The organism is Acinetobacter tandoii (assembly GCF_008867985.1).
In the GTDB taxonomy this organism is placed as follows: domain Bacteria; phylum Pseudomonadota; class Gammaproteobacteria; order Pseudomonadales; family Moraxellaceae; genus Acinetobacter; species Acinetobacter tandoii.
The window spans coordinates 498,916-523,441 of sequence record NZ_VXLD01000002.1 but is presented as its reverse complement, the minus strand read 5'-3'; the positions used below and the strand labels follow the sequence as shown (position 1 = coordinate 523,441).

28 protein-coding genes, 1 tRNA gene and 1 riboswitch are annotated in these 24,526 nt (G+C 39.4%); of the genes, 12 read left to right on the top strand and 17 right to left on the bottom strand.

Translation table 11 applies throughout. From position 1 onward, the window contains the following. The first annotated feature begins 91 nt into the window (after positions 1–91). From F4W09_RS05500 to F4W09_RS05485, 4 genes are all read left to right on the top strand, one after another. Positions 92–889: an RsiV family protein gene (locus tag F4W09_RS05500; protein ID WP_044737316.1), complete on the top strand. Its 798-nt coding sequence runs from the start codon at positions 92–94 to the stop codon at positions 887–889. Positions 890–1,018: 129 nt separating this feature from the next. Further along, entirely contained in the window at positions 1,019–2,290 is a 1,272-nt protein-coding gene (gene serS / locus F4W09_RS05495) for a serine--tRNA ligase (RefSeq protein ID WP_016165776.1), read from the top strand. A 75-nt stretch (positions 2,291–2,365) separates the two neighbouring features. Further along, positions 2,366–3,739 (top strand): siroheme synthase CysG, encoded by a 1,374-nt coding sequence (cysG, locus tag F4W09_RS05490; protein ID WP_151504247.1) that lies wholly within the window; start codon positions 2,366–2,368, stop codon positions 3,737–3,739. Between the two features lie 106 nt (positions 3,740–3,845). Then, a complete protein-coding gene (locus F4W09_RS05485) occupies positions 3,846–4,328 on the top strand; it encodes a tRNA (cytidine(34)-2'-O)-methyltransferase (RefSeq protein ID WP_151504246.1) in 483 nt (160 codons plus the stop codon). A gap of 27 nt (positions 4,329–4,355) precedes the next feature. Here the strand turns inward: F4W09_RS05485 and F4W09_RS05480 are convergent, their stop codons facing one another. After that, positions 4,356–4,742, bottom strand: coding sequence for a winged helix-turn-helix transcriptional regulator (locus F4W09_RS05480; protein ID WP_016165779.1), 387 nt, complete (start codon positions 4,740–4,742; stop codon positions 4,356–4,358). 179 nt (positions 4,743–4,921) lie between these two features. On the opposite strand from F4W09_RS05480, the gene F4W09_RS05475 reads away from it, so the two are divergent. After that, the gene (locus tag F4W09_RS05475) at positions 4,922–5,638 is read left to right on the top strand and encodes an SDR family NAD(P)-dependent oxidoreductase (RefSeq protein ID WP_151504322.1); all 717 of its coding nucleotides are present in this window, start codon (positions 4,922–4,924) and stop codon (positions 5,636–5,638) included. Between the two features lie 69 nt (positions 5,639–5,707). Further along, on the top strand, positions 5,708–6,262 hold the full coding sequence (locus F4W09_RS05470; RefSeq protein ID WP_016165781.1) for a flavodoxin family protein: 555 nt from the start codon (positions 5,708–5,710) through the stop codon (positions 6,260–6,262). 45 nt (positions 6,263–6,307) lie between these two features. Here F4W09_RS05470 and F4W09_RS05465 read toward each other — a convergent pair whose 3' ends face one another. From F4W09_RS05465 to rpoD, 6 genes are all read right to left on the bottom strand, one after another. After that, the gene (locus tag F4W09_RS05465) at positions 6,308–7,705 is read right to left on the bottom strand and encodes an APC family permease (RefSeq protein WP_016165782.1); all 1,398 of its coding nucleotides are present in this window, start codon (positions 7,703–7,705) and stop codon (positions 6,308–6,310) included. A 242-nt stretch (positions 7,706–7,947) separates the two neighbouring features. Next, the gene (locus tag F4W09_RS05460) at positions 7,948–9,132 is read right to left on the bottom strand and encodes an iron-containing alcohol dehydrogenase (protein ID WP_016165783.1); all 1,185 of its coding nucleotides are present in this window, start codon (positions 9,130–9,132) and stop codon (positions 7,948–7,950) included. Between the two features lies 1 nt (position 9,133). After that, entirely contained in the window at positions 9,134–9,667 is a 534-nt protein-coding gene (locus F4W09_RS05455; RefSeq protein ID WP_044737322.1) for a hypothetical protein, read from the bottom strand. 81 nt (positions 9,668–9,748) lie between these two features. After that, positions 9,749–10,411 (bottom strand): lipoyl(octanoyl) transferase LipB, encoded by a 663-nt coding sequence (gene lipB / locus F4W09_RS05450; RefSeq protein WP_151504245.1) that lies wholly within the window; start codon positions 10,409–10,411, stop codon positions 9,749–9,751. Between the two features lie 133 nt (positions 10,412–10,544). Then, on the bottom strand, positions 10,545–10,832 hold the full coding sequence (locus F4W09_RS05445) for a YbeD family protein (protein ID WP_026441310.1): 288 nt from the start codon (positions 10,830–10,832) through the stop codon (positions 10,545–10,547). A 122-nt stretch (positions 10,833–10,954) separates the two neighbouring features. Then, positions 10,955–12,844 carry an RNA polymerase sigma factor RpoD gene (gene rpoD, locus F4W09_RS05440; RefSeq protein WP_151504244.1) on the bottom strand — a complete coding sequence of 630 codons (1,890 nt, stop codon included), beginning with the start codon at positions 12,842–12,844 and terminating at the stop codon, positions 10,955–10,957. Between the two features lie 420 nt (positions 12,845–13,264). On the opposite strand from rpoD, the gene F4W09_RS05435 reads away from it, so the two are divergent. Together F4W09_RS05435 and F4W09_RS05430 are read left to right on the top strand one after the other, a co-directional pair. Next, positions 13,265–13,474 (top strand): PA3496 family putative envelope integrity protein, encoded by a 210-nt coding sequence (locus F4W09_RS05435; RefSeq protein WP_016165788.1) that lies wholly within the window; start codon positions 13,265–13,267, stop codon positions 13,472–13,474. Positions 13,475–13,542: 68 nt separating this feature from the next. Next, entirely contained in the window at positions 13,543–14,067 is a 525-nt protein-coding gene (locus tag F4W09_RS05430) for a YecA/YgfB family protein (protein WP_044737323.1), read from the top strand. Positions 14,068–14,190: 123 nt separating this feature from the next. Here the strand turns inward: F4W09_RS05430 and F4W09_RS05425 are convergent, their stop codons facing one another. Then, entirely contained in the window at positions 14,191–14,793 is a 603-nt protein-coding gene (locus tag F4W09_RS05425; protein ID WP_151504243.1) for a LysE family translocator, read from the bottom strand. Positions 14,794–14,896: 103 nt separating this feature from the next. Here F4W09_RS05425 and F4W09_RS05420 point away from each other — a divergent pair, with 103 nt between their 5' ends. Continuing rightward, positions 14,897–15,790, top strand: a complete 894-nt coding sequence (locus F4W09_RS05420; protein WP_151504242.1) for a LysR family transcriptional regulator — start codon at positions 14,897–14,899, stop codon at positions 15,788–15,790. 12 nt (positions 15,791–15,802) lie between these two features. Here F4W09_RS05420 and F4W09_RS05415 read toward each other — a convergent pair whose 3' ends face one another. Further along, positions 15,803–16,216, bottom strand: a complete 414-nt coding sequence (locus tag F4W09_RS05415) for an ABZJ_00895 family protein (RefSeq protein ID WP_044737326.1) — start codon at positions 16,214–16,216, stop codon at positions 15,803–15,805. 23 nt (positions 16,217–16,239) lie between these two features. Next, entirely contained in the window at positions 16,240–16,863 is a 624-nt protein-coding gene (locus F4W09_RS05410; RefSeq protein ID WP_044737327.1) for a DedA family protein, read from the bottom strand. A 333-nt stretch (positions 16,864–17,196) separates the two neighbouring features. Here F4W09_RS05410 and F4W09_RS05405 point away from each other — a divergent pair, with 333 nt between their 5' ends. After that, positions 17,197–18,327: a hypothetical protein gene (locus tag F4W09_RS05405; RefSeq protein WP_151504241.1), complete on the top strand. Its 1,131-nt coding sequence runs from the start codon at positions 17,197–17,199 to the stop codon at positions 18,325–18,327. A 70-nt stretch (positions 18,328–18,397) separates the two neighbouring features. Here F4W09_RS05405 and trhO read toward each other — a convergent pair whose 3' ends face one another. Beyond that, entirely contained in the window at positions 18,398–19,330 is a 933-nt protein-coding gene (gene trhO / locus F4W09_RS05400; RefSeq protein WP_044741219.1) for an oxygen-dependent tRNA uridine(34) hydroxylase TrhO, read from the bottom strand. 203 nt (positions 19,331–19,533) lie between these two features. Here trhO and F4W09_RS05395 point away from each other — a divergent pair, with 203 nt between their 5' ends. Together F4W09_RS05395 and F4W09_RS05390 are read left to right on the top strand one after the other, a co-directional pair. Continuing rightward, positions 19,534–20,019, top strand: a complete 486-nt coding sequence (locus F4W09_RS05395; protein ID WP_044741220.1) for a DUF1289 domain-containing protein — start codon at positions 19,534–19,536, stop codon at positions 20,017–20,019. Between the two features lie 44 nt (positions 20,020–20,063). Further along, positions 20,064–20,675: a LysE family translocator gene (locus F4W09_RS05390; protein ID WP_151504240.1), complete on the top strand. Its 612-nt coding sequence runs from the start codon at positions 20,064–20,066 to the stop codon at positions 20,673–20,675. A gap of 54 nt (positions 20,676–20,729) precedes the next feature. Here the strand turns inward: F4W09_RS05390 and ribB are convergent, their stop codons facing one another. The 6 genes from ribB to F4W09_RS05360 form a co-directional block, all read right to left on the bottom strand. After that, entirely contained in the window at positions 20,730–21,389 is a 660-nt protein-coding gene (gene ribB / locus F4W09_RS05385) for a 3,4-dihydroxy-2-butanone-4-phosphate synthase (protein ID WP_151504239.1), read from the bottom strand. Between the two features lie 111 nt (positions 21,390–21,500). Next, a riboswitch (FMN riboswitch) is annotated at positions 21,501–21,656 on the bottom strand. Between the two features lie 193 nt (positions 21,657–21,849). Beyond that, positions 21,850–22,230 carry an aspartate 1-decarboxylase gene (panD, locus tag F4W09_RS05380; protein ID WP_016165796.1) on the bottom strand — a complete coding sequence of 127 codons (381 nt, stop codon included), beginning with the start codon at positions 22,228–22,230 and terminating at the stop codon, positions 21,850–21,852. A 144-nt stretch (positions 22,231–22,374) separates the two neighbouring features. Then, positions 22,375–22,956, bottom strand: coding sequence for an aminoacyl-tRNA hydrolase (gene pth / locus F4W09_RS05375; protein ID WP_151504238.1), 582 nt, complete (start codon positions 22,954–22,956; stop codon positions 22,375–22,377). 19 nt (positions 22,957–22,975) lie between these two features. Beyond that, positions 22,976–23,272 carry a 50S ribosomal protein L25 gene (gene rplY / locus F4W09_RS05370; RefSeq protein ID WP_016165798.1) on the bottom strand — a complete coding sequence of 99 codons (297 nt, stop codon included), beginning with the start codon at positions 23,270–23,272 and terminating at the stop codon, positions 22,976–22,978. A 100-nt stretch (positions 23,273–23,372) separates the two neighbouring features. Next, entirely contained in the window at positions 23,373–24,326 is a 954-nt protein-coding gene (locus tag F4W09_RS05365; RefSeq protein ID WP_016165799.1) for a ribose-phosphate pyrophosphokinase, read from the bottom strand. 36 nt (positions 24,327–24,362) lie between these two features. Then, a tRNA-Gln gene (locus tag F4W09_RS05360) sits at positions 24,363–24,437 on the bottom strand. Positions 24,438–24,526: the final 89 nt, after the last annotated feature.

The following is a 24,526-nucleotide window of genomic DNA, read 5'->3' as shown; positions in this document are numbered from 1 at the left end:
TACGTCGGGCTACATTTTGTAATTTCATCTTAAAGTTAGAGTTTGTATAGTGAAATACATCGCTTGAGGATACTGAATATAAGGTTTATTTATGAATACTTACCAATTAAAACAACGAAATTTAGTTTTACCGCTGTTGTGTTCAGTGGTTTTATTTACAGGTTGTCAGCCGAAAGATGCTTCACAGAAATCTGTGGAAGCCAAAACTACAGCCACCGAAGCATCGGCTACGCAAGTCATTCCTGCAATTCAGGCAAAAGTCGTACCTGTTAAATTGGCTAAATCTGAAGCGTGTGAAACGGAAGGATGTACGCAATACGATATTCAAACGGTTGAAACCAATTTTAAATGGATTGATCAGTATTTTATGGATCGGATTAAAAAAGCCGACCCAATAGCATTTTCAGATCAACCTAACCAGAAAGTACGTATTGAGGAAGGGACACAGCCGGGTTTAAATCAAAGTTCGACTTATGTGCGTTATGTAGGGCAAAACGATAATTTCGCAACTTTTGCAATGCAAAGTTATAGCTATTCGGCTGGTGCGGCACATGGAATGTATCATCAAGAATTCGTAAATTTTGATCTGAGCAAGAAAAAACGTTTAGCACTACAAGATGTTTTAATTAAAGGTGTTGATGCACAAGTTTTAGATGCGCTATATGACAATAACCAAAATTGGTTGCAAGAACACAATATAGAAAAGGCAAAACTTCAACTTAGTGATAATTTTTATTATGGTGCAAATGGTTTGGTATTTGTGTATCCGCTTTATGAGCTCGCCTCTTATGCTGAAGGCATGAGTGAGTTGACATTGCCGTACTACACATTGAAAAAATTTGTACGCCCTGAATATTTACCAAGTTTGCCGCAATATCCTGAGCATTAAAAAATGCATGAATAAGTCTAATTGATGGATTATTGCCTGAATGTGGTGATGCTAGAACGTTGCTGACTGTATTTTTTGGCATGAACAGCTTACACTATAGCCAGTTTTTTTCTTTAGTAAAGACTGGCTATGATCGACCCGAAATTAATCAGAACAAATATTGAGGCTGTAAATTTAGCCTTGGCAAAACGTGGCATTCAATTGGATGTAGCAGAGTGGGCATCATTAGAAGCTCGCCGTAAAGATTTACAATCCAAAACTGAAGCGTTACAAGCTGAGCGTAATGCGGGCGCAAAACAAGTTGGTCAAATTAAAAAATCTGGTGGCGATGCATCGGAAATCATGGCACGTATGGGTGCTATTGGTGATGAAATTAAAGCTGCTGAGGTTGCTTTAGCTGAATTACAAGCGGAACTTGAAGCAAAACTTCTTTCAATTCCGAATATGCCACATGAGTCTGTGCCAGAAGGTAAAGATGAGAGTGATAATGTTGAAGTGTATACATGGGGCACACCACGTAGCTTTGACTTTGAGATTAAAGATCACACTGACCTTGGCGAATGGATGGGTGGTTTGGAGTTTGAAACTGCTACTAAATTAACGGGTTCTCGTTTTAGCGTCCTCAAAGGACCTTTAGCACGTTTACAGCGTGCTTTAACTCAATTTATGCTCGATACGCATACCTTGAAAAATGGTTATACCGAAGCCTATGTGCCATATTTAGTAAATGCTGATTCTTTACGTGGTACTGGACAACTTCCTAAATTTGAAGAAGATTTATTCAAATTACAGGGCGAAAAAGAATACTATTTAATTCCAACGGCTGAGGTGCCAGTCACCAACTTTGTCCGTGATGAAATTATTGATGCTGATCGTTTGCCATTAAAATATGCAGCGCACACGCCATGTTTCCGTAGCGAAGCTGGTTCTTATGGTCGTGATACGCGTGGTTTAATTCGTCAACACCAATTTGACAAAGTTGAGATGGTGCAAATTGTAAAACCAGAAGATTCTATGCAAGCCTTAGAAGAATTAACAGGTCATGCAGAAGGTATTTTGCAAGCGTTAGGCTTACCTTACCGTAAAATCACGTTATGTGGCGGAGATATGGGCTTTGGTGCAGCAAAAACTTACGATCTTGAAGTTTGGGTACCAAGCCAAAATACTTATCGTGAAATTTCTTCGTGCTCAAATATGTGGGATTTCCAAGCCCGTCGTATGAAAGCTCGTTACCGTGCCGATCAGAAAAAGACAGAATTTGTACATACTTTGAACGGTTCTGGATTGGCGGTAGGACGTACTTTATTGGCAGTGATGGAAAACTATCAACGTGCTGATGGATCGATTGAAATTCCAGCAGTATTGCGTCCATATATGGGTGGTGCTGAATACATCGATTAATTAATTATTCGATGGGTGTACATTTGTGCACGAAAATTGCTTTAGATGATCAGATGTAAATATTAGAGGTATTCCGTGGAGATATTTCCAATCTCTTTAAAGCTGCAACAGCAACCTTGTCTGATTGTCGGCGGTGGGCGTATCGCTTACCGCAAAGCGGTTTTATTGGCCAAAGCAGGGGCAACTCTGCATGTGATTGCACCTGAAATTGAACCAGATTTACTGACTTTGGTACAACAAACCCAAGGTCAGTATATTGCTGAAGATTTTCAGCAACAGGTCAATTTACGCGATTATCGCCTCGTGATCGCTGCAACGAATGATGCTGTTGTCAATCAGCAGGTGTTTGAAGCATGTGAAGCGGAAAAGGTTCTTGTTAATAGTGTAGATGACCCTCCACATTGTCGCTTTATGGTTCCTGCCATTATTGATCGTTCACCATTGATTATTTCTGTGGCAAGCAATGGCACATCTCCCGTTTTATCTCGCCAAATTCGGACGCAGTTAGAAACCTTAATTCCGCATGGGATGGGTAAACTGGCAGAGTTTTCGGGTAAATGGCGTACAACAGTAAAGCAAAAAATTACCAATCCTGATGAGCGTCGCATTTTTTGGGAAGATTTGTATGCAAGTCCACTCAAAGAGAGGGTGTTTAATGGCAATGAGGCTGAAGCCGATCAACTAATTCAACAGGCATTACAAGAATGGAAAACTCCGAAAGGGGAAGTCTATTTGGTCGGTGCTGGACCTGGCGATCCTGAACTCTTGACCTTAAAAGCATTACGCTTAATGCAACAAGCAGATGTGGTCATTTATGACCGTTTGGTATCACAGCCGATTATGGATTTATGTCGTCGTGATGCAGAAAAAATATATGTAGGCAAAGCGCGTTCTAATCATTCAGTACCCCAAGAAGGTATTAATGCATTATTGGTCAAATATGCGAGTCAAGGCAAACGTGTTTGTCGGCTAAAAGGCGGTGATCCATTTATTTTTGGTCGCGGTGGCGAAGAAATTCAAGAGTTGTTTGATGCAGGCATTACCTTCCAAGTGGTGCCAGGGATTACTGCGGCATCAGGTTGTTCAGCTTATGCAGGTATTCCACTGACGCATCGTGATTATGCGCAAAGTGTTCGTTTCTTAACAGGGCATCTCAAAGAAGGTTCGCCTGAGTTACCTTGGGATGAGCTGGTCTATGAAAATCAAACTTTGGTGTTGTATATGGGCTTGGTCGGCTTAGAAAATACTTGCCAACAACTGATTGCACATGGACAACGTCCCAATATGCCTGTTGCCTTGATTTCTAAAGGTACAACACCAGAGCAAAAAGTGGTTGTTGGTACTTTGGCGGATATCGCGAGTAAAGTGAGCGAACATCATATTCAAGCACCGACTTTAACCATCATTGGTGAAGTGGTGAGTTTACGTGAACAATTGAAATGGCAGTAACACGATTGCCATTGTTTCATTCCATCTGCTATTTATCTAAGATTGAATTGTTCTGATATGAACTGCTCATCGAAGATAAGGCAAAATTATTAAGTTGAGAAATGTTGTGATCCATGTTGTTTTATACGAGCCTGAAATTCCTGCCAATACAGGAAATATCATTCGTTTATGTGCCAATACTGGAGCGCAGCTACATTTGGTCAAACCTTTAGGTTTTGAGTTGGATGATAAAAAATTAAAGCGTGCTGGTTTGGATTATCATGAATGGGCACGCATGCAAATTTGGGAGAATATTGAACAATGTCTTGAATTTCTGGCGGCACAAGGTGTGGATAAAGATGCTATCTATCCTTTAACGACTAAAGGAACTGAAACACCACATACTTCTGATTTGAATCGACCAGTTGCATTATTAATGGGACCAGAAACACGTGGTTTACCTGAACATGTGCGTTTAATGTTTCCACAGCAACATTGGATTCGTTTACCAATGGCAGCCAATTCTCGCAGTTTGAATTTATCTAATGCCACTGCGGTAATTGTCTATGAAGCATGGCGTCAGCAAGGTTTTAAGCAACTAGCAGAATAATAAAGTAACAAAAATAGCAGAGTCGATTTAAACCGACTCTGCTTGTTCTTGGCGCTGATCAAAACCCTGTCTTGATTTTAAGACTTTCCCCATATTGGCTTCGACCCAATCTTTCATTAAATAGGCATTTTGCACAAAATCTTTGCCTATTTCAGTCAGTGCATATTCAACACGAATGACATTGTCTTCATGAATAGTACGCGTTAAAAATCCATCACGTTCTAATATTTTTAATTTTTGTGAGAGTACTTTAGGTGAAATCCCTAGAATATTCTTTTTCAATTCATTGAAATGCTGAGATTCCTGATCTAGCGTATATACAATTAATAAGATCCATTTATCTGCAAATTTTTCAAAAAAAAGTCGTGCAGGACAATCAGGGTGAAAAATATTAAATTTCAATGGCTTATTCATAACTTATCAACCTCATTGATTGCATTTTTGCACTTTAATATCAATTTTTACACCAGTTACCTTGTGGTAACTAATTGATACTAGGTTTCAAAAGTGTATCATAAATGAATCAAGATTGCGCTACTGTTATCAATAAGGGCTGTATTGCAATCACCAATCATTATTTGGATGGTTATGCAATGAAAGTTACAGATGCTGTTGTTTTTGTTACAGGTGCTAATCGCGGACTAGGTTTGGCAATTGCACGTGAAGCACGTAAACAAGGCGCAAAAAAAGTCTATGTTGCCATGCGCCAAGTTGCAGGGTTTCAAGAAGAAGGTTTAATTCCTGTGCAACTTGATGTGAATGATGAGCAATCGATCCAGCGCGCAGCGCAAACCTGTGCTGATACGAATATATTGATCAATAATGCAGGCATTGCACTGTTAAATACGCATCCAGTAGACACCAATATTATTGATACAACCCATAAAATTTTAGAAACCAATTTGTTTGGCATGATGAGGGTTACGCAAATATTTTCGCCTATTTTGCAGCAGAAACAACAAGGTTATGTGGTGAATATTTTGTCGGATGTCTCTTGGGAGCCGAGTACCTCATTAACAGGTTATGCAATTTCTAAAGCTGCTGCATGGTCTTATACCAACTCATGTCGTCAATGGTTATCTCAGTTTCATATTCAGGTGATGGGTGTTCATGTTGGATTTATTGATACAGATTTAACCCGATCATTACCTCTTACTAAGTTTAGCCCTGAGTTTGTTGCAGAACAGATTTTTGAAGGGATTCAACAAAATGCTTATGAAGTTCTGGTGGGGGAGAGAACCCAAAGTTTAAAACAAGGCTTGAGTGACGTCGTGGCAAGTTATGTCAAACTCAAACCTGATCAGATTTAGCAAAAAGTCATGTGATTGCATGAGTGTATTAAAGTTTAAAAATATTTGATTTAAATAGAGGAAAACAAGATGTCTAATATTTCTGTGGTTTATTTTTCTGGTTATGGTCATACCAAAGTGATTGCACAAACCTTTGCTCAGGAAATTTCAGCAAATTTAATTGAAATTGATGCAAATGGTGATATTCAGGAACAGGATTGGGCGACACTTGATCAATCAGATGCGATTGTGTTTGGTGCACCTACCTATATGGGAACTGCCCCTTGGCAATTTAAAAAGTTTGCTGATGCAACATCGAAAAAATGGTTCACGAGTGAATGGCAAGACAAAATTTTTGGTGGATTTACCAATAGTGCCAGTTTAAATGGTGATAAACAGGTCACGTTAATTCAGTTACAAACTCTTGCTTCTCAGCATGGCGGAATTTGGGTGAGTTTGGGCTTATTGCCTGCAAATAGTAAATCAGCAACCCGTGAAGATGTAAATAATTTAGGTGGTTCGGTTGGCTTATTGGTCCAAACACCTTCAGATGCGAGTGTTGATGAAATTCCTGTAGGCGACCTCAAAACTGCTAAAGCTTATGCACAGCGTATTGCCAAGATTACTAACAAGTTTTTGGCATAAACCAACATAAAAAAAAGACGCATCAAGCGTCTTTTTTTACGAGAATTAATGATGATGATCATCAAATTCATTATGTTGCGGAGCTGGTTGTTTGAACCCTTTGGTTTTATAACCTAAGTATAAGATCCCAAACATTGCCCACCACAAACCATATTTCAAAGCAGTTTCTTCAATTTCAAGCCACATGGCAAAAATACTTAAGAAACCTAGCATTGGAATAACCACAAAATTAATAATTTCTTTGGCAGATTTTGTACGGCCATCACGTAGTGCATAACGTGAAATCACCGATAAATTCACAAAAGTAAATGCTGTTAAAGCACCAAAACTAATCATTGAAATTACAATATCAAGGTCCATAAAGCCTGCTGTTAAAGCAACTAAACCGACAATCAAAATATTGTAAGATGGTGTATATGTTCTTGGGCTGATATGACCAAATACTTTTTTATTGATGACGCCATCACGACCCATCACATACATTAAGCGTGATACGCCCGCATGTGCAGAAATACCTGATGCCATAACCGTCACAATTGCAAAATACAATACGGCTGTTTTGAAGGCTACACCGCCCACAGCCTGTAAGATATCTGGCTGAGTTGCTGCGACATCTTCAAAGTAAGTTTTAGGATCATTCGGGAAGTAAATTTGCATGAAATAAGTGCTGATGATGAAAATCACACCTGCAAATAATGCCGTCATGAAAATAGCTTTAGGTAGCGTTTTTTCAGTATCTTTGGTTTCTTCTGCTAAAGAACTTAAAGAGTCAAATCCTGTGAAAGAGAAGCAGAGTAAAGTTGCACCTGTAATTAATGCACCAACAGTGGTCATCTCGTTCCAAAATGGTTCAAGGCTCCAGAGCTGATATTTAGCATTAACCAAAGTGCCATCTGCATTCACGCCACCAGCCAGTAATTGATACACCATCCATGTAAAGTATGCAATTACACCCAACTGAACGAAAACAATCAGACTGTTAAAGTTGGCAACAAAACGCGCACCACGTAAGTTTACCCCTGTCATCAGTGCAGTAAGACCCACAACCCAAACCCAATGATTCACATCTGGAAATAACGCTTCTAAATAAATCACCGCCAGAACGATATTCACCATTGGCGATAATAAATAGTCTAACCAAGATGACCAACCCACCATAAAACCGACATTAGGATGAATAGATTTTTGGGCGTAGGTATAGGCAGAACCAGAAGAAGGGTAGCGACGGATCATGTGCCCGTAACTTACTGAAGTAAATAGAATTGCAACCAAGGCAATAATATAAGAGGTCGGAACATGATAATGGCTTTCTTCAGATACTAACCCGAAAGTATCAAACAAGGTCATTGGCTGAATATATGCTAAGCCAATAATGACGATGTGCCAAAATCCAAGCGTTTTTTGCAGTTTAGCTGCCGATTGAGTCCCAGAGTTATTTGTCAACGGCGTTATCCTCTTAATCGTTGATCAAGGATCAGTCATGTTTATAAGGATCGTTTGAGACGAACGATCCCCCCTACGAATAAAATAAAGTGCGCCAATCTATCCTAAATTGATGTCACTTGTCAGTAATTTTGTAGAATTTTTAGCAAATTCTCTGCCAAATAGGTAAAAATTAGATGACTAATGTGTCATTTATAAAAAAGCCCGATGTTAGAACATCAGGCTTTTTATTTATTGAATTTCTACCATGCTTTTTGAAGGATAGATCTTAAATCTTCAAAGGATGCTTCTTTGGGATTATAGATGATGGAACCATCGTTTAAGGCTTTTTCAGCCACTTCATCTAATTGAGCTTCGGTGACTTTACCCGTTTCTTGTAGCGTTCTTGGTAGTTTGGTCAGGCTGAACAAGCGGTCACGCATGGCTTGAATGGTCGTGATGGCTTTATCCGCACGTAAATGTGCTGGGGTTTGTGCATAAATATCTGCTCCTGTAAGAGGAAGGAGTAGATCTGCGATTTTGTCGCCATTCACTTCTTTGTTGTATTCGAGTACATAAGGCAAGAATAGATTCATGCATAGGCCGTGGGGGAGGTGAGCAACAGCACCGAGCGCATGGCCTAAAGAATGAACCAGACCGACCATAGAATTAGAGAAAGCAATGCCTGCCATTGTAGATGCTTGCGCCAGTTCTAAACGACCTTGTGAATCATTAAGGTTATCTAAAACATTAAATAAATTAGTGCTAATTTTCTTAATCGCAGCCGTTGCATAAGCATCACTGATCGGGTTGGCTGCCATGCACGTGTAGGCCTCAATTGCATGAGTAAGTGCATCCATTGCCGTCATCGCAGTTAAATGCGGTGGCAAAGTAAGCGTCATGCGTGGATCAAGAATTGCAGCATGCGGCATAAGGTAGTATGAAGCAAATGCCATTTTTACATTCTTGGCTGTGTCGGATACAACTGCAACCATGGTCACTTCAGAACCTGTGCCTGATGTGGTTGGAATTACAAAGAAAGGTTTTAAAGGCTTAGGTAAGTTGTGTGCACCTGAATATTGCAGTAAATCATCACCGCCTTCACTGACTAAAATATTAGTGGCTTTCGATGTATCAATCACAGAGCCACCACCAACGGCAATAATCGCATCACATTGGTTTTCACGATATAAAGCAGCGGCACGACGCACAGTATCTAAACTTGAATCTGGGGGTACATCATCAAAAATACAGCCAATCACTGCATCGGTCGATTCAAAAGCAGCTTCAATAGGGGCTAATAATTTGTTACCACGTACGCCTTTGTCGGTAATGATCATAGGGCGTTTGGCGCCTAAAGTCGCAAGTTCAAAAGGAATATGCTCTAACGCAGCATTACCTGCAATAACTTTAACTGGGCAGAAAAATTCATAATAAGGCTTTGCCATGTTATGCACTCCGTTTGAAATATGATTGAGCCACTTTAAGATAAATATTGGCTGCACCAGTCAGCTTTTCTTTTAGGCTAAGTTCGTGTGGGTATTGTTTCACTGCAAGTTCAGCCAGTAATTTTGGTAAAATCAACGCTTCCATTTTATTCAAGCAACGAACTAAACGAATGGCATAAGATAAATCGCCATCGGCAATCATTCGGTCATTGGCAAATGCTTGAGCGGTACTTTCCTGAAAAGAAAAGACTAAAAAGGCATGACTGAGATGCTTGAAGGTAATGGTGAGGTCTGGTTTTTGCTCAGTGTCATTCAATAATAACAATTGATGATCATCGGTGACTTTGGCAATAAAAGCGGGACCATGCGGGAATACTTTCATGGACAATACGAAATTTGCAGGGAATTTTGCAACTTCCTGCCGAACTTCATCATCCACCTGACTTGCCATAACCAATCCTCTGCCAATCACATCCATCATGAGTTTGACATAGGCGAGCTGTAAAGCAGGTTTTACTGATTTGTTTAAAATCACTTGCTTATCCCTTAGTTTTAGAGTCTTTTATTTTATTTAGAGTAAATACTCTAATTTATTTTACTACGTAAAGTAAAGTGCTTATTGTTGAACAATTTGAACTTTATTAAAGTACCCGCTGTTTTCTAAAGTTTCAATGATATCGACGCATAAGTTTTCAAAACTTGGTGGGTTTTGTTGAATTAAGTCATGAATGCGTACCATTTCTAAGCCTGCATAACCACATGGATTAATGGTGTGAAAACCGGCCAAATCACAATTAATATTGAGTGCTAGTCCGTGATAACTGCGCCCACGACGAATTTTAAACCCCAAAGAGCCTATTTTACGTTCATTTACATACACGCCAGGTGCATCGGGTTTGGCATAGGCTTTAATCCCGTATTTTTTCAACAACTCAATCATCAAGTTTTCTGCATACGACACCAGCGTTCGCACATTCCAACCAAGACGATTTAAATCGAACATGAAGTAAGCCACCAATTGACCTGGGCCATGCCATGTCACTTGTCCCCCTCGATCTGTTTGTACTACAGGAATGTTTGAAGGAATTAAAATGTGTTCTGGTTTGCCTGCTTGCCCTTGAGTGAGTACATCGGGATGTTGTAATAACCATAGTTCGTCAGGCGTTTCAGCATCGCGCTGTTCGGTCAATTGTTTCATGTCCTGAAAGCGATCGGCATAAGGGGTAAGCTGAGTAAATTGACGAATGATTAAAGTCGGTTTGAGTACAGCATCAGTCACGTCGACAGCATCCTTAACAAGATTTGAATGTGAACTAAATTATAAGCTGAGCGGAGTCGGATAGGGAGATATATCTAAAATGGAATAAAAATTGATATAAAAAAACACGCAATTCGCGTGTTTTTTTGAGTACTTATAGTGCAGTTTTAATTAATGGGCAAGCCGCAAGATCTGCATATAACTGATGGACTTGTTCTAGCTCTTCAAAGCGTAATTGCGCAGTGAGAGAGTGATATTTACCTGTCCGTGATGGTTGTACTTGGATCGATTCACCATCAAATTCAGGGAAATGTTTTACTAAAATTTCAACTACAGCAACACGTAACTCAGTGCCAGCAAGACCAATGAGTTTAATCGGGTAGTCCATTGGGAACACCCAAAGATGTTCTTGTAATTCACGAGATGGTGTGCGGTCTAACATAGTCATGAGCGTCAGTCCCCCTTATTTCAAACGCCTGCGAGAGTGCAGGCGTTAGGTGTTGCTCTTAAATACATAATGGAGACAAGCGATAAAATTTCAAGCCTCCATCGGATCTTTACAAATTAGTCGTTTTCTAGGAATGAACGTAAATGTTCAGAACGAGAAGGATGACGTAACTTACGAAGTGCTTTGGCTTCAATCTGACGAATACGTTCACGTGTTACATCAAACTGTTTGCCCACTTCTTCCAAAGTGTGGTCGGTTGGCATATCAATACCAAAACGCATTTTCAAAACTTTCGCTTCACGTTCAGTCAAGTTTTCAAGTACTTCACGGGTTGCTTCTTTGAGACCTTCTGAAGTTGCAGCATCGACTGGAGAGGTGATGTTGCTGTCTTCAATAAAGTCTCCCAAATGCGAATCTTCATCATCACCAATTGGTGTTTCCATAGAAATCGGTTCTTTGGCAATTTTGAGGACTTTACGAACTTTAACTTCGTCCATTTCCAAACGTTCGCCGAGTTCTTCAGGTGTAGGCTCACGCCCCATTTCTTGAAGAAGCTGACGAGATACACGATTGATCTTGTTGATGGTTTCGATCATGTGTACAGGGATACGGATGGTACGTGCTTGGTCTGCAATCGAACGAGTAATCGCCTGACGAATCCACCACGTTGCATAGGTCGAGAATTTATAACCACGACGGTATTCAAACTTATCTACTGCTTTCATCAAGCCGATGTTACCTTCTTGAATCAAGTCCAAGAATTGTAAGCCACGGTTAGTATATTTTTTGGCAATCGAAATAACCAAACGAAGGTTGGCCTCAACCATTTCCTTTTTCGCACGACGAGCTTTCGCTTCACCAACTGCCATTCGTTTAGAAATGTCTTTAATGTCTTTAACATTCAAGCCCAAATCTTTTTCGATATCGGCAATTTTTTGTTGGAAAGCAAGCACATCAGGACGAACTTTTTCCAAATGAGCTTTATGTTCAGCAGGGGCTTTGGCAATTTGTTCATCTAACCAAGCAAAGTTAGATTCTTGACCTGGGAATGATGTACGGAATTGAGTACGATCCATACGACCACGACGAACTGCATAGCGCATCACTTCACGTTCCGAGGTACGAATTTGGTCATGGGTGCCACGGATCATTTCTGAAATGATATCAAATAGACGCGGAGTAAATTTGAACATCATGAACACAGTTGCAAGGGCTTCAAGTGCCGCTTTAGCTTCGTCGCTATTACGACCATGTTTAGCAATTACCGTTTTGGTTTCTTCCCAAGCATTTGAAAGTTCTGCAAAGCGCACTTTCGCAACTTCAGGATCTGGACCTGAATCACCTTCAGAATCGTCATCACCTTCAGACTCTTCATCTTCGTCATCGTCATCCAGTTTTACGTCTTTAGTTGACTTGGTTGAAGCCTCTTCTTCATCTTCAATTTCTTCAGCTTCATCTTCTAAGACTTCTGGAATGTCATCATCGGTTTCAGGGTCTAAATAGCCTGATAAAATATCTGCAAGGCGACGTTCGCCTTCTAGAAAATCATTATATTCTTGTAAAACGACTTCAACTGCATTAGGCCAGTAAGCAATAGAATGCAGAACATCACGAATACCTTCTTCGATACGTTTCGCGATGCTAATTTCACCCTCACGGGTTAAAAGCTCAACCGTACCCATTTCACGCATATACATACGTACAGGGTCAGTGGTACGACCAGGTTCGTTTTCTACAGAGGCAAGAACGGCAGCAGCTTCTTCTTCTGCAACTTCATCGGCAGCTTCTGCATTGTCTTCGAACATTGTATCGTCAGATTCGGGTGCACGTTCGTGTACAGGAATACCAACGTCTTGAAGCATCTGAATAATGTCTTCAATCTGTTCGCTTTCAGTAATCGAGTCTGGGAGATGATCGTTAACCTCGGCATAAGTTAAGTAACCTTGTTCTTTGCCTCGGCTAATCAGAGCCGCTACTTGCGAAGTAGGGGAAGTCATATCGCTCATCTTTGCTCACTCTTGGTTGAATCTGTGACTGTGAAAAACCGTGCTGGATAGCTCAGTTTGCTTCATAAAATTATCTATAAACTGCAATCTATCTCATCAGGAATAATCAGCCAATTAAGCCGCCTGATAAAATATTCAATATAAATTTAAGGATAAAGATGGGGGTGAAATTGTTATTTTCAAGTTCATCCCTTGCGCTTGTCAGTTCAAAATTCAAAACGTAGAATCAAAATTCATTTTGAATTTAATGTCAAAAAACTAAAAGACGCAGGGTGGATTATATCATGCCATAAAAACTGGTTAAAAAGAAAGGCTAAAACTCCAATTAAATGCAATAAATTTAAATAAAACTTGACAAGGTTTCGGAAGAACGATAAATAGCGCCTAGACCCATTATATTTTTATTCTGAGGTAGTTTGAGTGTCTTCAACAGATTTTGAATTAGATGATAACTACGGTGATGATGACGTCAATTTTGACGAGGCATCAGGCAAGATTAGCGCAAAAGAGTCGCTGGAAAAACGTCGATTAATTGATGACCTACTCGCACAACGCCGTTTAGAGCGCGAGTTAAAAGATTTTGATTATGATATAGACGATGACGACGATTTCGATGATGAGGATGATTAAAACTCACGATGAGAATCGCGTGTTGAAAATGTTATGCTACGTCTTACAATTTTAAGCTTGGATATAAAATGAGTGCTTTAGATTTAGACCTATTGAGTGAATATCTAGATGGTGACCAAAATGAGCATGGTCTAGATTTCGCAGCGACTCATGGTTTTTTATGTGCAATTGCTGTTGGTCCGCAATTTGATCGCTGGTTGGATGAACTTTTTGAGGGTAATCAGAAAAAAGTTCCTGCTGAGATTATTGCACAAGTTAAATCTTGGCTAGACAGTATTCGTCAAAATTTGGCGAATGAGGAAGGAATTGAATTTCCTTTTGAAATTGAAGAAGCTGACGTAGAGTCAAGCTTAGGGGACTGGAGTGTTGGCTTTGTCGATGCGATGTTCTTAAATGAAGAAGCATGGTTTGCACCAGAATACGAAGAACAATTGGTTGATTTAACTTTACCAATCATGGTGTTCAGTGGTATCGACGAAGAAGATCCGCAAATGGAATCATTCCGTCGTAATGGTCAATTGATGGATGAGTTAGCGGAAGAAATTCCAGATAATTTGAACGAATTATATTTGATGTATCATACACCAGCCTAATACATCATGATGTTCGACTGTTCGTGAAATATTTGATTTATCGTAAAATAAAAAACGTCCCTAGTGGACGTTTTTTTATTTCAAAACTTTATAATTGAGCTTCTCTAGCTCAATTATTTTGGATTAGTGAACAAGCAATAAACCCAGACCTAAACAACTCAGGATACTGCCAATTAAACGGTTAATAGTCATTTGTTGCTGTAAGATTTTATTTCTAATGGCAGGTGTGGAACAAAATAAGGAAATGAGCATAAACCAAAAGAGGTGGCTAACAGAGATAAAAACTCCGTATCCAATTAAGGTTGACGTATGATTTTGGTTTGAGAGTAATTGTGTGAAGATGCTCATTACAAACAAGGTGGTTTTGGGATTTAAGCTATTGGTGAAAAAACCTTGTCTGAATGCTTGCCAGCGCTGAGCTGCGTTCGATGCTGTCAGTTCAACAATAGGACGTTGTGTAAAGGTTTTATAGCCGATATACATCAAATAAAGCGCACCGACATATTGAATAACATCAAGAAGATTAGGCATATGATGTTTTAGAAAACTCAGACTTAACAGGCTATACCCGATGTGTATCCATACAGCGCAGGCGATACCATAAGCTGAATAGATGCCACTTTGGCGACCATATAAATAACTATTACGGCTAACGAGAGCAAAGTCAGCCCCAGGGCTGATGACGGCTAGTAATGTGATGATCGAAATCGCTATTATTTCATTCACTCATAGATCCTTATTTGAATTGAACTAAAGGATTTATATATTTTTCATATATTTGATATATTTAAAATTGACTTTATTTCGTATAAATGGATGAGTTTTTGGAATGATTGAGCGATGCTCATTGAATTCCCTTAAGTTTTTTTATTATATCGCACGCTATGAGAGTGTAACCGTTGCTGCGGAAAAGTTATGTGTGACGCAAAGTGCTGTGAGTAAACAATTAAAAAACTTAGAAGAAACTCTAGGCTGTGATTTATTTATTCGAGAAGGAAAAAAGTTACACCTAACGACAGAAGGAAGAACATTACTGATATGTTGTGAGCAAGTTTTTCCGCAAATTGATCAATGTTTGCAGCAGCTTAAAAAGCAGGATCACAGCAAGCAGCCGCTAATTTTGTCTTGTGAACCGACTATAGCGATGAAATGGCTTATTCCGCGTTTGGTTCAGTTTAAACAGCGTTATCCTGAAATTGATATTAGTCTATTAACAGGTGGTGGCAATCCTAATTTTAAAACACAAAACATTGATTTGGCTCTTAGGCGGAATGATTTTGATTGGGGGAAAGCAATATATAGTGAAAAGACTGCAGATGAGTACATGGTGTGTATTTCTAGCCAAAACCAGATTGAATCCATTCAACAATTGTTTGTTTCTGGTTCTCGAGAAAAAATGTGGTCTCAATTGCACGACCATTTTAAAGTTCAGTTACAAGAATATGAAAAAGTATCTTTAGAGCACTTTTATCTTTGTATAGAAGCTTGTTTGGCGGGTTTAGGGGCAACTATCGCATCAGTATATATGATTGAAAAAGAATTTGACTTTCAAATACTTAAAATGCTTTGCCCTGTGATTGAAGATGGTTCTGCTTATTATTTGCTTTCTTCATCACCATTTGAAGATGATCCTCGTAAAATTATTTTTAAGCAATGGCTTATTGAAGAAATGCAAATGACTCAATCTAAATTTAGTATGCAAAAAGTAGGCAAGGGTTCGTAATTAGAAGGGAAATTATTGTATTTTTCTTAAAAAATAAGCAGCATACCAACCATAGGCAAAATGGAAAATGATGCCATGTACTGCGATTAAACACAGCATGGTGAGTGCTGAAATACCTAGACCTGCTTCATCGGCAGTTTTTAAAATTTGCTCTGCATTAGGGTTCATTAGTACCAAGAAAAATACAAAGAAACTCGCGATGATAATAGCAATCGCACTACAGCCCCAAACCAATTGAATTTTTTCATCACTGCTGGGCAGGCGTTGTTCTTTTTTGACAAAATGACTTGCGCTTAATAAGGCGGAAGCAATCAAAGCTGGAATTAGGGTGATTCCACCTAAATGTAAACCAAAAATCAGAATAGCTACAAGAATCACTAAAGCGATACTATAAATTGCAGCAAAATGTTTTAAATAATGCTTCATGTAAATCCTTAAATTAAATCAATTTAGTCTTTATAATGTTGTTTTTTTCTTTGATGTCGGCGATATAAAATCCATGAAATGGTTAACAAGGCAAGACTAAGCATCACATAGCCTACTTGGCTAAAAATTTGATGCATCAGAGCTTGGTTTTCACCAAAATAAAAACCTACACAGGCTAAGAAACTGGTCCAAATAATGGTGCCTAAGCTGCTGTAGAACATGAATTTCCAGAATGGCATCCGACTCATGCCAGCAGGAATACTAATAAGTGAGCGAACAGCAGGAACCATACGACCAAAAAAGACGATGCGGTGTCCATAATGTTCGAACCAGTCTAGGGCAGTTTTAACATCGGTTGATTTAACAAAGAAATATTTGCCATATCGGTCAACGAAGCGAAAGATAGTTGCATGATTAAATTTATAACCAATCCAATATAGAACTGCTGCGGCTACTAGAGAGCCAATACAACCCGCAATAATCACACCAATGAGTCGTAGCTCACCCTGTGAGGCGGTATAGCCAGCAGAAGGCATAATAATTTCAGATGGTACAGGGGGGAACACATTGTCCAAAAACATCAGCAGGGCAATACCGAGATAGCCTAGTTGCTCCATAATGGATAAGACCCAATCTTTAAGTCCCATAGTGTTTTTTAATATAATCTATATGTTGATGCTTAGAATAATTGTTGTTTAAATAAATCGCAATGACTTATTAGTTAACGAGCCTTTGTATTGCAAATTTAGATTTTAGTAGTTGTACGCATGTATAGAAGTAAGAGTTAAGAATTATAATTAAGGAATAGTTAACTCAATTTAATTGGTTCATATTAATTTAAATTTAGTCATTTTGTGAACGTAAGACCTATCTTATTTATTATTGTTATGTGGAATTATAAATAGAAAGGTCTGTATAATTACTGCCCCAACTTGCGCATATTTGCAATAGTGGATAAAAATATTTAATAGAGTGATCTCATGCATTTTAATAAAAAAACAACACCTAAACTTAGTTTATTATTCTCATTATTTTTACTTACTGCTTGTGGAAGTAATAATGATTCATCAACGGAGGCGGGTGTAAAACAATCTAATCAGACCGATAAAATCACATATAGTACAGTGTCAGGTACAGCATTTGCGGCATCTGCTTTAAAAGATGCAGTGGTGACTGCAATCTGTAAGGATGGTGTCGGTTTTAAAAATACAGTGATGGTTGACGCGGAGGGTAAGTGGCAAGGGGAAGTTGATAGTCGTAAATTTCCATGTCGTTTAGAAGTTAAGGCGAACGGAGAAAGTTACCATGGTTATGTTGGTCAAGAGGGTAGTGTAAACATTAATCCCTTTACGGATATAGCGATTACCTATGCAAGTACTCAAATGCCTGCCATATGGTATCAGTCTGGTGAAATAATAGTCGATCAATTGAAATTAGCGAATTCAGCTTTAGTCAAAGAGTTGATAAAAAAAGAATATGCTCTTGATGGTGAAGTTGATGTCTTTAATACGATCATTGCAACAGATAATCCTATTCACCAAGCCATTCAATCACTATTAGAAGCAATTCAGAGTGGTAAAAGTATTCAAGATTACAATGCATTATTAACTTTAGTTAAGGATGGTAATTTATCTTTATTACCGAAGAGTGCTACGATAATAGAAAATAAGCCTCCAATCATCTTTAAGTTTAATACGAGTGCATGTCAATTGTTACCAGCAGTAGATAATATGCAAAATTATAATAAGTGTTCAGACAAGGTTGTTGATGATTTTACAGAAAATAATTTAGTTGATGTGAATTCAGATGAGAAATGTATACTTGCCAAACAAAATGGTATTGTGACCTTAACGAAAGGTAGTCAGGTCGTATCCGCATTACTTGATCAAGAGCAAGAGGATGGTTTGGGACTTTATTTTGATGAAGATGGTTTGGTTCTTTCTGATTTAATGGTAAACACTGGACCATATACAGATATTAATACATATTCTCAAGTGGGATTAAGTTTCGATGAGGATTTGAAATTAAGATCTGTAGCAGCAAAATCTCCAACAGTTCCTACAATAAACTGTGTGAGTGTGGAATTTAAAAAGCAGATGAACCTTAATTAGGTTACTGTGGTTAAATTTGCGTTAAACTGGAAAAAATAAGGTCATCAATAAGATGACCTTATTTTTTAAATTAAAGGCGTTTACGTTTTGCCGCTGCAATTTGAGATTGACGCATACGGAAACCGTCTTTCTGCTTATCCGTGGTTTTATCTACGCAATATTTGCAAGATACACCATGTTCATAACTTGGCTCTTCAACCTCAGTCGGTAATAATGGCCAACCACATGCATGACATTTAATATTTTGACCTTCTTCAACGCCGTGAGTCACTGCTGTACGACCGTCAAATACAAAACATTCGCCTTCCCACATGCTTTCTTCAGCTGGAGTTTCTTCCAAATATTTTAAAATACCACCTTTCAGGTGATACACCTCTTCAAAGCCTTCTTGTAAAAGCAAAGAAGTAGATTTTTCACAACGAATACCACCTGTACAGAACATCGCAATTTTCTTGTCTTTATGCTGTTCAAGGTTTTTCTTTACGTATTCTGGGAACTCACGGAAAGTTTCAGTTTGAGGATCAATCGCACCTTTAAAAGTACCCGCTTTATATTCGTAATCATTACGAGTATCGATTAAAATCACGTCATCACGCGCGATCAGTTCGTTCCATTCTTTAGGATCTAGGTAGTGACCAACTAAATCACGTGGCTTAACTTCTACGCCCAGAGTGACAATTTCTTTTTTGAGTTTGATTTTCATTTTACGGAATGGTTTTTCAGAGCTAGTCGACTCTTTATATTCCATTGCGTTGAAGCCTTCATCTAAAAGAAATTGATGAACAGCATCAATTGCCGCACGGTCACCTGCAACGGTACCGTTAATTCCTTCGTCTGCAACAATGAGAGTACCACAGAGGTTGATAGAATTTACCAAGTCTAAAAGACGCTGTTGTAAATCAGCAGAATCTTGAACTTCTTTGAATTGATAAAGTGCGGCAACCACCCAACCAGAGGTCGCTTGCTGTTCTACAGGTGCAAGCTGTTCTACAGTAGCGTTCATGGAGTACTCCAAATATAAACGAAGGATAAAATTTAAGGCGCGTATTTTAGCGCGATTTGTGAGAATAAGCGAGAAAACCCATTAAGAATTATGGTTTTTTAATACGCTTAGAAAAGGTATTATGCTTGAGCGGTTTTTAATAGATGTTAAAAACTTCGAATATCATTTTTACGATAGTATCTTGCTGATTTTAGGAGTTTATTTTGAGTAATGATCGTCGGATCGCTTCACTCACGCCATGTGCAGGGCGTTGTTCTACGGTCTTTGGTGATGCAGTTTGTCGGGGATGTCGTCGTTTTAATCATGAAGTGATTAAGTGGAATACATATTCAGCAGCACAGCAAAATGCAGTTTGGGTTCGATTAGATGCTCAACTTGATCAGATTTTAGTTCCTATGTTGCCTTTGGCAGATTTACGCCACGTAGAAGGTTTTGTTTTGTCCAAGCGTGTACGTTTACGACCAGAAGCTTCAAAAGGACGTAAATTATATCATGCCTTGAAACTCTGTGAAAAAAACAAAAATTTCACCCCAGAAAGTGGTTTAGGTATTGCTGAACAGCAAGTGAAAGGCCTGTGGCAAGAATTTGAACGTCGTGTATTAGCATTGGCAACAGCAAGTTATGATCTGGCATTTTTACGTGCTGATGGAATTAGTCATAGCTTATTACGTGGTGACGAAGAAGATTAAAACGCGCACTTTATTTTAATGTGTATAAAAGAAAGTAATGACTTGTGAATTATATTGAATATTTTTTATATTGTTTTGCCGTTGTGATTATGATCGCTACACCTGGTCCAGTCATGCTATTGGTCGCAAGTGCAGGTCTAAAAGGAGGTTACCGTAGGGCTTTACAGACCATTTTTGGTACTAATTTGGCTTCTCTGGTACTGATTGCTGCTTCGATTGCGATTCTAAAAGGTTTTCTCACGATTAGTGAGCAATGGTTTAATGTAGTTAAGGTTTTAGGTTGCCTGTATATTGTTTATTTGGGTATCCAGATTTTAAGAGAAGTTTGGCAGGGTGACGTTGGCACAGAGAGTGCTTCAGGTACTGTTGCAAATGGTGGATTTAAGCAGGGTTTCCTTGTGGCCATTTCAAACCCTAAAGATATTATTTTCTTTGCTTCTTTCTTCCCTCAATTTGTGCAGATTACGCCAAATTTGAATTTGAGTTTGGGTATTCTGACCGTAAGTTGGATTGCACTTGATTTTGCGACACTCTCTTGTGTGTATTTGATGTTTAATCGCTTTTCACGCTCTAAGATGTATCAGCATTTGTTAGCTTGTTGTGGTGTAATTTTAATAGTTGTTGCACTTTATGGTATTTATGCCACATTGTTTTGAACACGATTTTGAATCAGACAAAAAGTCCCAGCATGAAGACTGGGACTCTGCAATTTATACGTGATGGGCTAAGCGATATTGCACTAGTTCCTCAATAGTAATAACTGTAAGCTGGTGTGTTTCTGCATACGCCAAAACTTGAATACCAGAAGCCATACTACCATCCGAATTGGTCAATTCACATAAAACACCAGAAGGTTTAAGTCCCGCCAGACGAGCAAGGTCAATTGTACCTTCAGTATGTCCACGACGGCTAAGTACGCCACCATCACGTGCGCGTAATGGGAACACATGACCTGGACGGTTTAAATCACTGGCAACTGCACCTGTACGGGTAGCTGCTTGAATAGTGGTTACACGGTCTTGCGCTGAAACCCCAGTTGTTACCCCTTGAGCAGCTTCAATAGCCACGGTAAAGGCGGTTTTAAATTGGCTAGAGTTATCACTCACCATAGGTGGTAGTTCTAAATGGTCTGCGAGTTCGTTGGTGATGCAAAGGCAGACAATACCAGAACCATCACGAATCATTCGTGCCATGGTTTCAACGGTTAATGTTTCTGTTGCAATGATTAAATCGGCTTCATTTTCACGATCAAAATCATCCATTACCAAAACAGGTTTACCTTGGCGAATATCAGCTAAAGCTTGCTGGATACGTTGTTCAGCTGGAGGAAGGGCTGAAAAGAAAATTTCGGGTTGAATTAAACTAGACATTGAAACGCTCGCGTAAGTTGAAAATACGGTTGAACATTTCAGGACATGTGAAAATAGGCTCGTAGCAAAACCATCTTACTGTTCTTTAGGCAATAAGAAGGGTGTTGATGACGTCGTCTTCTTTCATCCGGACTATACCGTCGGCTTTGGCATTGAACCAAATCTGCATGCAGTTTTAAGGCTACATGCTCGTGGGCTAAATCGGCACCTTAAATATTGTGCTGAAATTACCACCGGTGGGGAATTACACCCCGCCCTGAAGCGATGTGGCTCTATTATAGTCCGATTTATATAAAATGTGATATTTTATCTAACTTTAGCGTCATCATTATTTTTGAGAAGGTTTACAGAAAAATTGCTAATACCACGCGATACAAGAAAAAATAATTAGAAAATTAGGAGAATCTGGTAATTTTACAGCAATAAAAAAAGCCCGCATTATGCGAGCTTTTCCTACATCTTAAGCCACTTGTACAGGAATACAGTTTGCAGTGTGGTTGACTGTGTTGTCTGGGTTAGCATAGACCAAACGTGGTTTGTGTGCATTGGCTTCAGCTTCGGTAAAGGCGCCGAAAGTTGCAATGATCACAAGATCACCAACATCCGCTTGGTGAGCAGCACCACCATTCACAGAAATAATGCCTGAATTGTCTTCACCACGAATCGCATAAGTCGCGAAACGTTTACCATTAGTTACGTTCCAAACATGGATTTCTTCGTATTCGCGAATACCCGCCAAATCCATTAACACACCATCAATTGCACATGAACCTTCGTAATGAAGTTCAGCATGGGTAACTACAGCGCGGTGAATTTTGCATTTAAGTAAACGAGATAGCATGGTGAGCGTCTCCTGAGTGGACCTAAGACCGTTATCTTTTGTTTGATTAATCCGCTTCTTACTGGTTCAGTAATGGGCAAAAAACGCATTTTGCTCTGAAATGGACAGTATGGCAAGAAAGATTGTTCAACAATTCAAATAAATTCAGTTGGGTTTATAAGCATTGATTTGATTCATTGCTTGTTGGATATCACCATTCACGAGTAACTTGAGCCGTGACAGTGCATGGTCGATTGCGTCATCCATTAAACCTTGTTCACTGCTAGGCGCTTTGCTGAGTACATGTCCAGAGACACGTTCTTTAGAACCAGGATGACCAATACCAATACGCAAACGATGAAAATTTGGACCAAGATGTGGAACAATGTCACGCAGTCCATTATGACCACCATGACCACCGCCCGTTTTGAGGCGAATAATACCAGGGTTCATATCAAGCTCATCATGGGCAATTAACATTGCTTCAGGCGCAACTTGATAAAATTTGCAGAAGGGAACAACACTTTTACCTGAAAGGTTCATAAAGGTTGTAGGTAAAAGCAGACGAATGTCTTGACCTTCGATATTACCACGACCACTTATTCCAAAGAATTTAGGGTCGGCTTTTAATGTAATGCCATATTTTTCTGCAATGCGTTCGACAAACCAGAAGCCTGCATTATGGCGGGTTTGGGCATATTCCTTTCCAGGATTACCCAAACCGACAATTAGCGATATATTAGCCACTAATTTACACCATTAACACTTATGCGCGTTTGAAGTCAGCGTGCATAGGTGTGTTTTTAGCTGGGTGACGTTGTAACGCTTGGATTTTAACGTTTTCAACTTTGTCGCCAACTTTGATTTCAACAACTTCTTCAAAGAATGCATTGTTTTCTAAAGCTTTAACAAGCTCACGAAGTTCTAAAGTAACAGCTACAGGTTCAGCGTTACCACCGTAGATGATAGCTGGAACTTGCGCAGCGTGACGAAGGCGGCGGCTCGCACCTTTCCCTTGGTTAGCTGCTTCACGTGCTTGTGCATTGAATACGAAGTTTGCCATGATAGACATCCTTAATTTAAGTTTAAATAAACTAGATCTGCGACCGATCTAGTGAGACAAAGCCCTGCACTGGGCAGGGCTTTGGAATTTCAGCGCTGTATTATAGATAACTATCGAACATTGCGCTAATAGATTCTTCGTTATTAATACGACGAATTGTTTCAGCAACCATGCTGGCAACTGAAACTTGGCGAATCTTACCAAGCTGTTGTGCTTCTTCAGAAAGCGGAATTGTATCTGTAACAACGAGTTCATCGATGACAGAGTTTTTCAAATTCTCAATAGCTTTGCCTGAAAGTACCGGGTGAGTTGCATAGGCAACTACACGACGAGCACCAAAGGTTTTTAGTGCATCAGCAGCTTTACATAAAGTGCCTGCTGTATCTACCATGTCATCAACAATGACACAGTCACGACCTTTTACATCACCAATCAAATGCATCACTTGTGATTCATTCGCTTTTTGACGACGTTTATCGATAATCGCAAGATCAATATCGCCCATTTGTTTTGCAACAGCACGAGCACGAACTACACCACCAACGTCTGGAGAAACAACCATAAGGTTGTCATGAGACTGTTGGCGTAAGTCTGCAAGTAATGCAGGCGTACCGTAAATGTTGTCAACAGGGATATCGAAGAAACCTTGGATTTGGTCTGCATGCAAGTCGATCATTACAACACGGTCAATCCCTACAGTGGTTAGCATATCTGCGACAACTTTTGCAGTGATTGGAACACGTGATGAACGAGGACGACGGTCTTGACGTGCATAACCGAAGTAAGGAATGACAGCCGTTATACGACCAGCACTTGCACGACGTAAGGCATCTGCCATCACTAAGATTTCCATGAGGTTATCATTAGTTGGCGCACAAGTAGGTTGTACGATAAATACGTCTTTACCACGAACATTTTCAGTGATTTCAACAGCAATCTCACCATCAGAGAAGGTAGAAACTGAAGCAGCACCTAAAGGAATGTGCAAATGGCTTACGACTTTTTGAGCGAATTGTGGATGAGCAGTTCCACTAAAAACGACAAGATTGGGCATGAAGCACCCTTGGCGGTTGGTGTGTTTGAAATTAGATGGCAGGGGCGGCTGGATTCGAACCAACGGATGGCGAGATCAAAACCCGCTGCCTTACCACTTGGCGACGCCCCTAATGCGGCAGAACTTTAATATTTTTGCGTGTTCATGTCAAGGTAAATTAACAAGAAGATGCAAAGTGTTGTTCTGTCTTTTAAACTTGA

Bases quoted from the DNA above. Each gene is read 5' to 3' on its own strand.
- F4W09_RS05480 (WP_016165779.1), bottom strand. From the start codon at position 4,742: ATGAATAAGCCATTGAAATTTAATATTTTTCACCCTGATTGTCCTGCA.
- ribB (WP_151504239.1), bottom strand. From the start codon at position 21,389: ATGTCTAGTTTAATTCAACCCGAAATTTTCTTTTCAGCCCTTCCTCCA.
- panD (WP_016165796.1), bottom strand. From the start codon at position 22,230: ATGCTATCTCGTTTACTTAAATGCAAAATTCACCGCGCTGTAGTTACC.
- F4W09_RS05475 (WP_151504322.1), top strand. From the start codon at position 4,922: ATGAAAGTTACAGATGCTGTTGTTTTTGTTACAGGTGCTAATCGCGGA.
- F4W09_RS05420 (WP_151504242.1), top strand. From the start codon at position 14,897: ATGATTGAGCGATGCTCATTGAATTCCCTTAAGTTTTTTTATTATATC.
- serS (WP_016165776.1), top strand. From the start codon at position 1,019: ATGATCGACCCGAAATTAATCAGAACAAATATTGAGGCTGTAAATTTA.
- F4W09_RS05430 (WP_044737323.1), top strand. From the start codon at position 13,543: ATGAGTGCTTTAGATTTAGACCTATTGAGTGAATATCTAGATGGTGAC.
- F4W09_RS05460 (WP_016165783.1), bottom strand. From the start codon at position 9,132: ATGGCAAAGCCTTATTATGAATTTTTCTGCCCAGTTAAAGTTATTGCA.
- F4W09_RS05415 (WP_044737326.1), bottom strand. From the start codon at position 16,216: ATGAAGCATTATTTAAAACATTTTGCTGCAATTTATAGTATCGCTTTA.
- F4W09_RS05410 (WP_044737327.1), bottom strand. From the start codon at position 16,863: ATGGGACTTAAAGATTGGGTCTTATCCATTATGGAGCAACTAGGCTAT.
- rpoD (WP_151504244.1), bottom strand. From the start codon at position 12,844: ATGAGCGATATGACTTCCCCTACTTCGCAAGTAGCGGCTCTGATTAGC.
- F4W09_RS05500 (WP_044737316.1), top strand. From the start codon at position 92: ATGAATACTTACCAATTAAAACAACGAAATTTAGTTTTACCGCTGTTG.
- F4W09_RS05365 (WP_016165799.1), bottom strand. From the start codon at position 24,326: ATGCCCAATCTTGTCGTTTTTAGTGGAACTGCTCATCCACAATTCGCT.
- F4W09_RS05470 (WP_016165781.1), top strand. From the start codon at position 5,708: ATGTCTAATATTTCTGTGGTTTATTTTTCTGGTTATGGTCATACCAAA.
- trhO (WP_044741219.1), bottom strand. From the start codon at position 19,330: ATGAACGCTACTGTAGAACAGCTTGCACCTGTAGAACAGCAAGCGACC.
- rplY (WP_016165798.1), bottom strand. From the start codon at position 23,272: ATGGCAAACTTCGTATTCAATGCACAAGCACGTGAAGCAGCTAACCAA.
- F4W09_RS05405 (WP_151504241.1), top strand. From the start codon at position 17,197: ATGCATTTTAATAAAAAAACAACACCTAAACTTAGTTTATTATTCTCA.
- F4W09_RS05445 (WP_026441310.1), bottom strand. From the start codon at position 10,832: ATGTTAGACCGCACACCATCTCGTGAATTACAAGAACATCTTTGGGTG.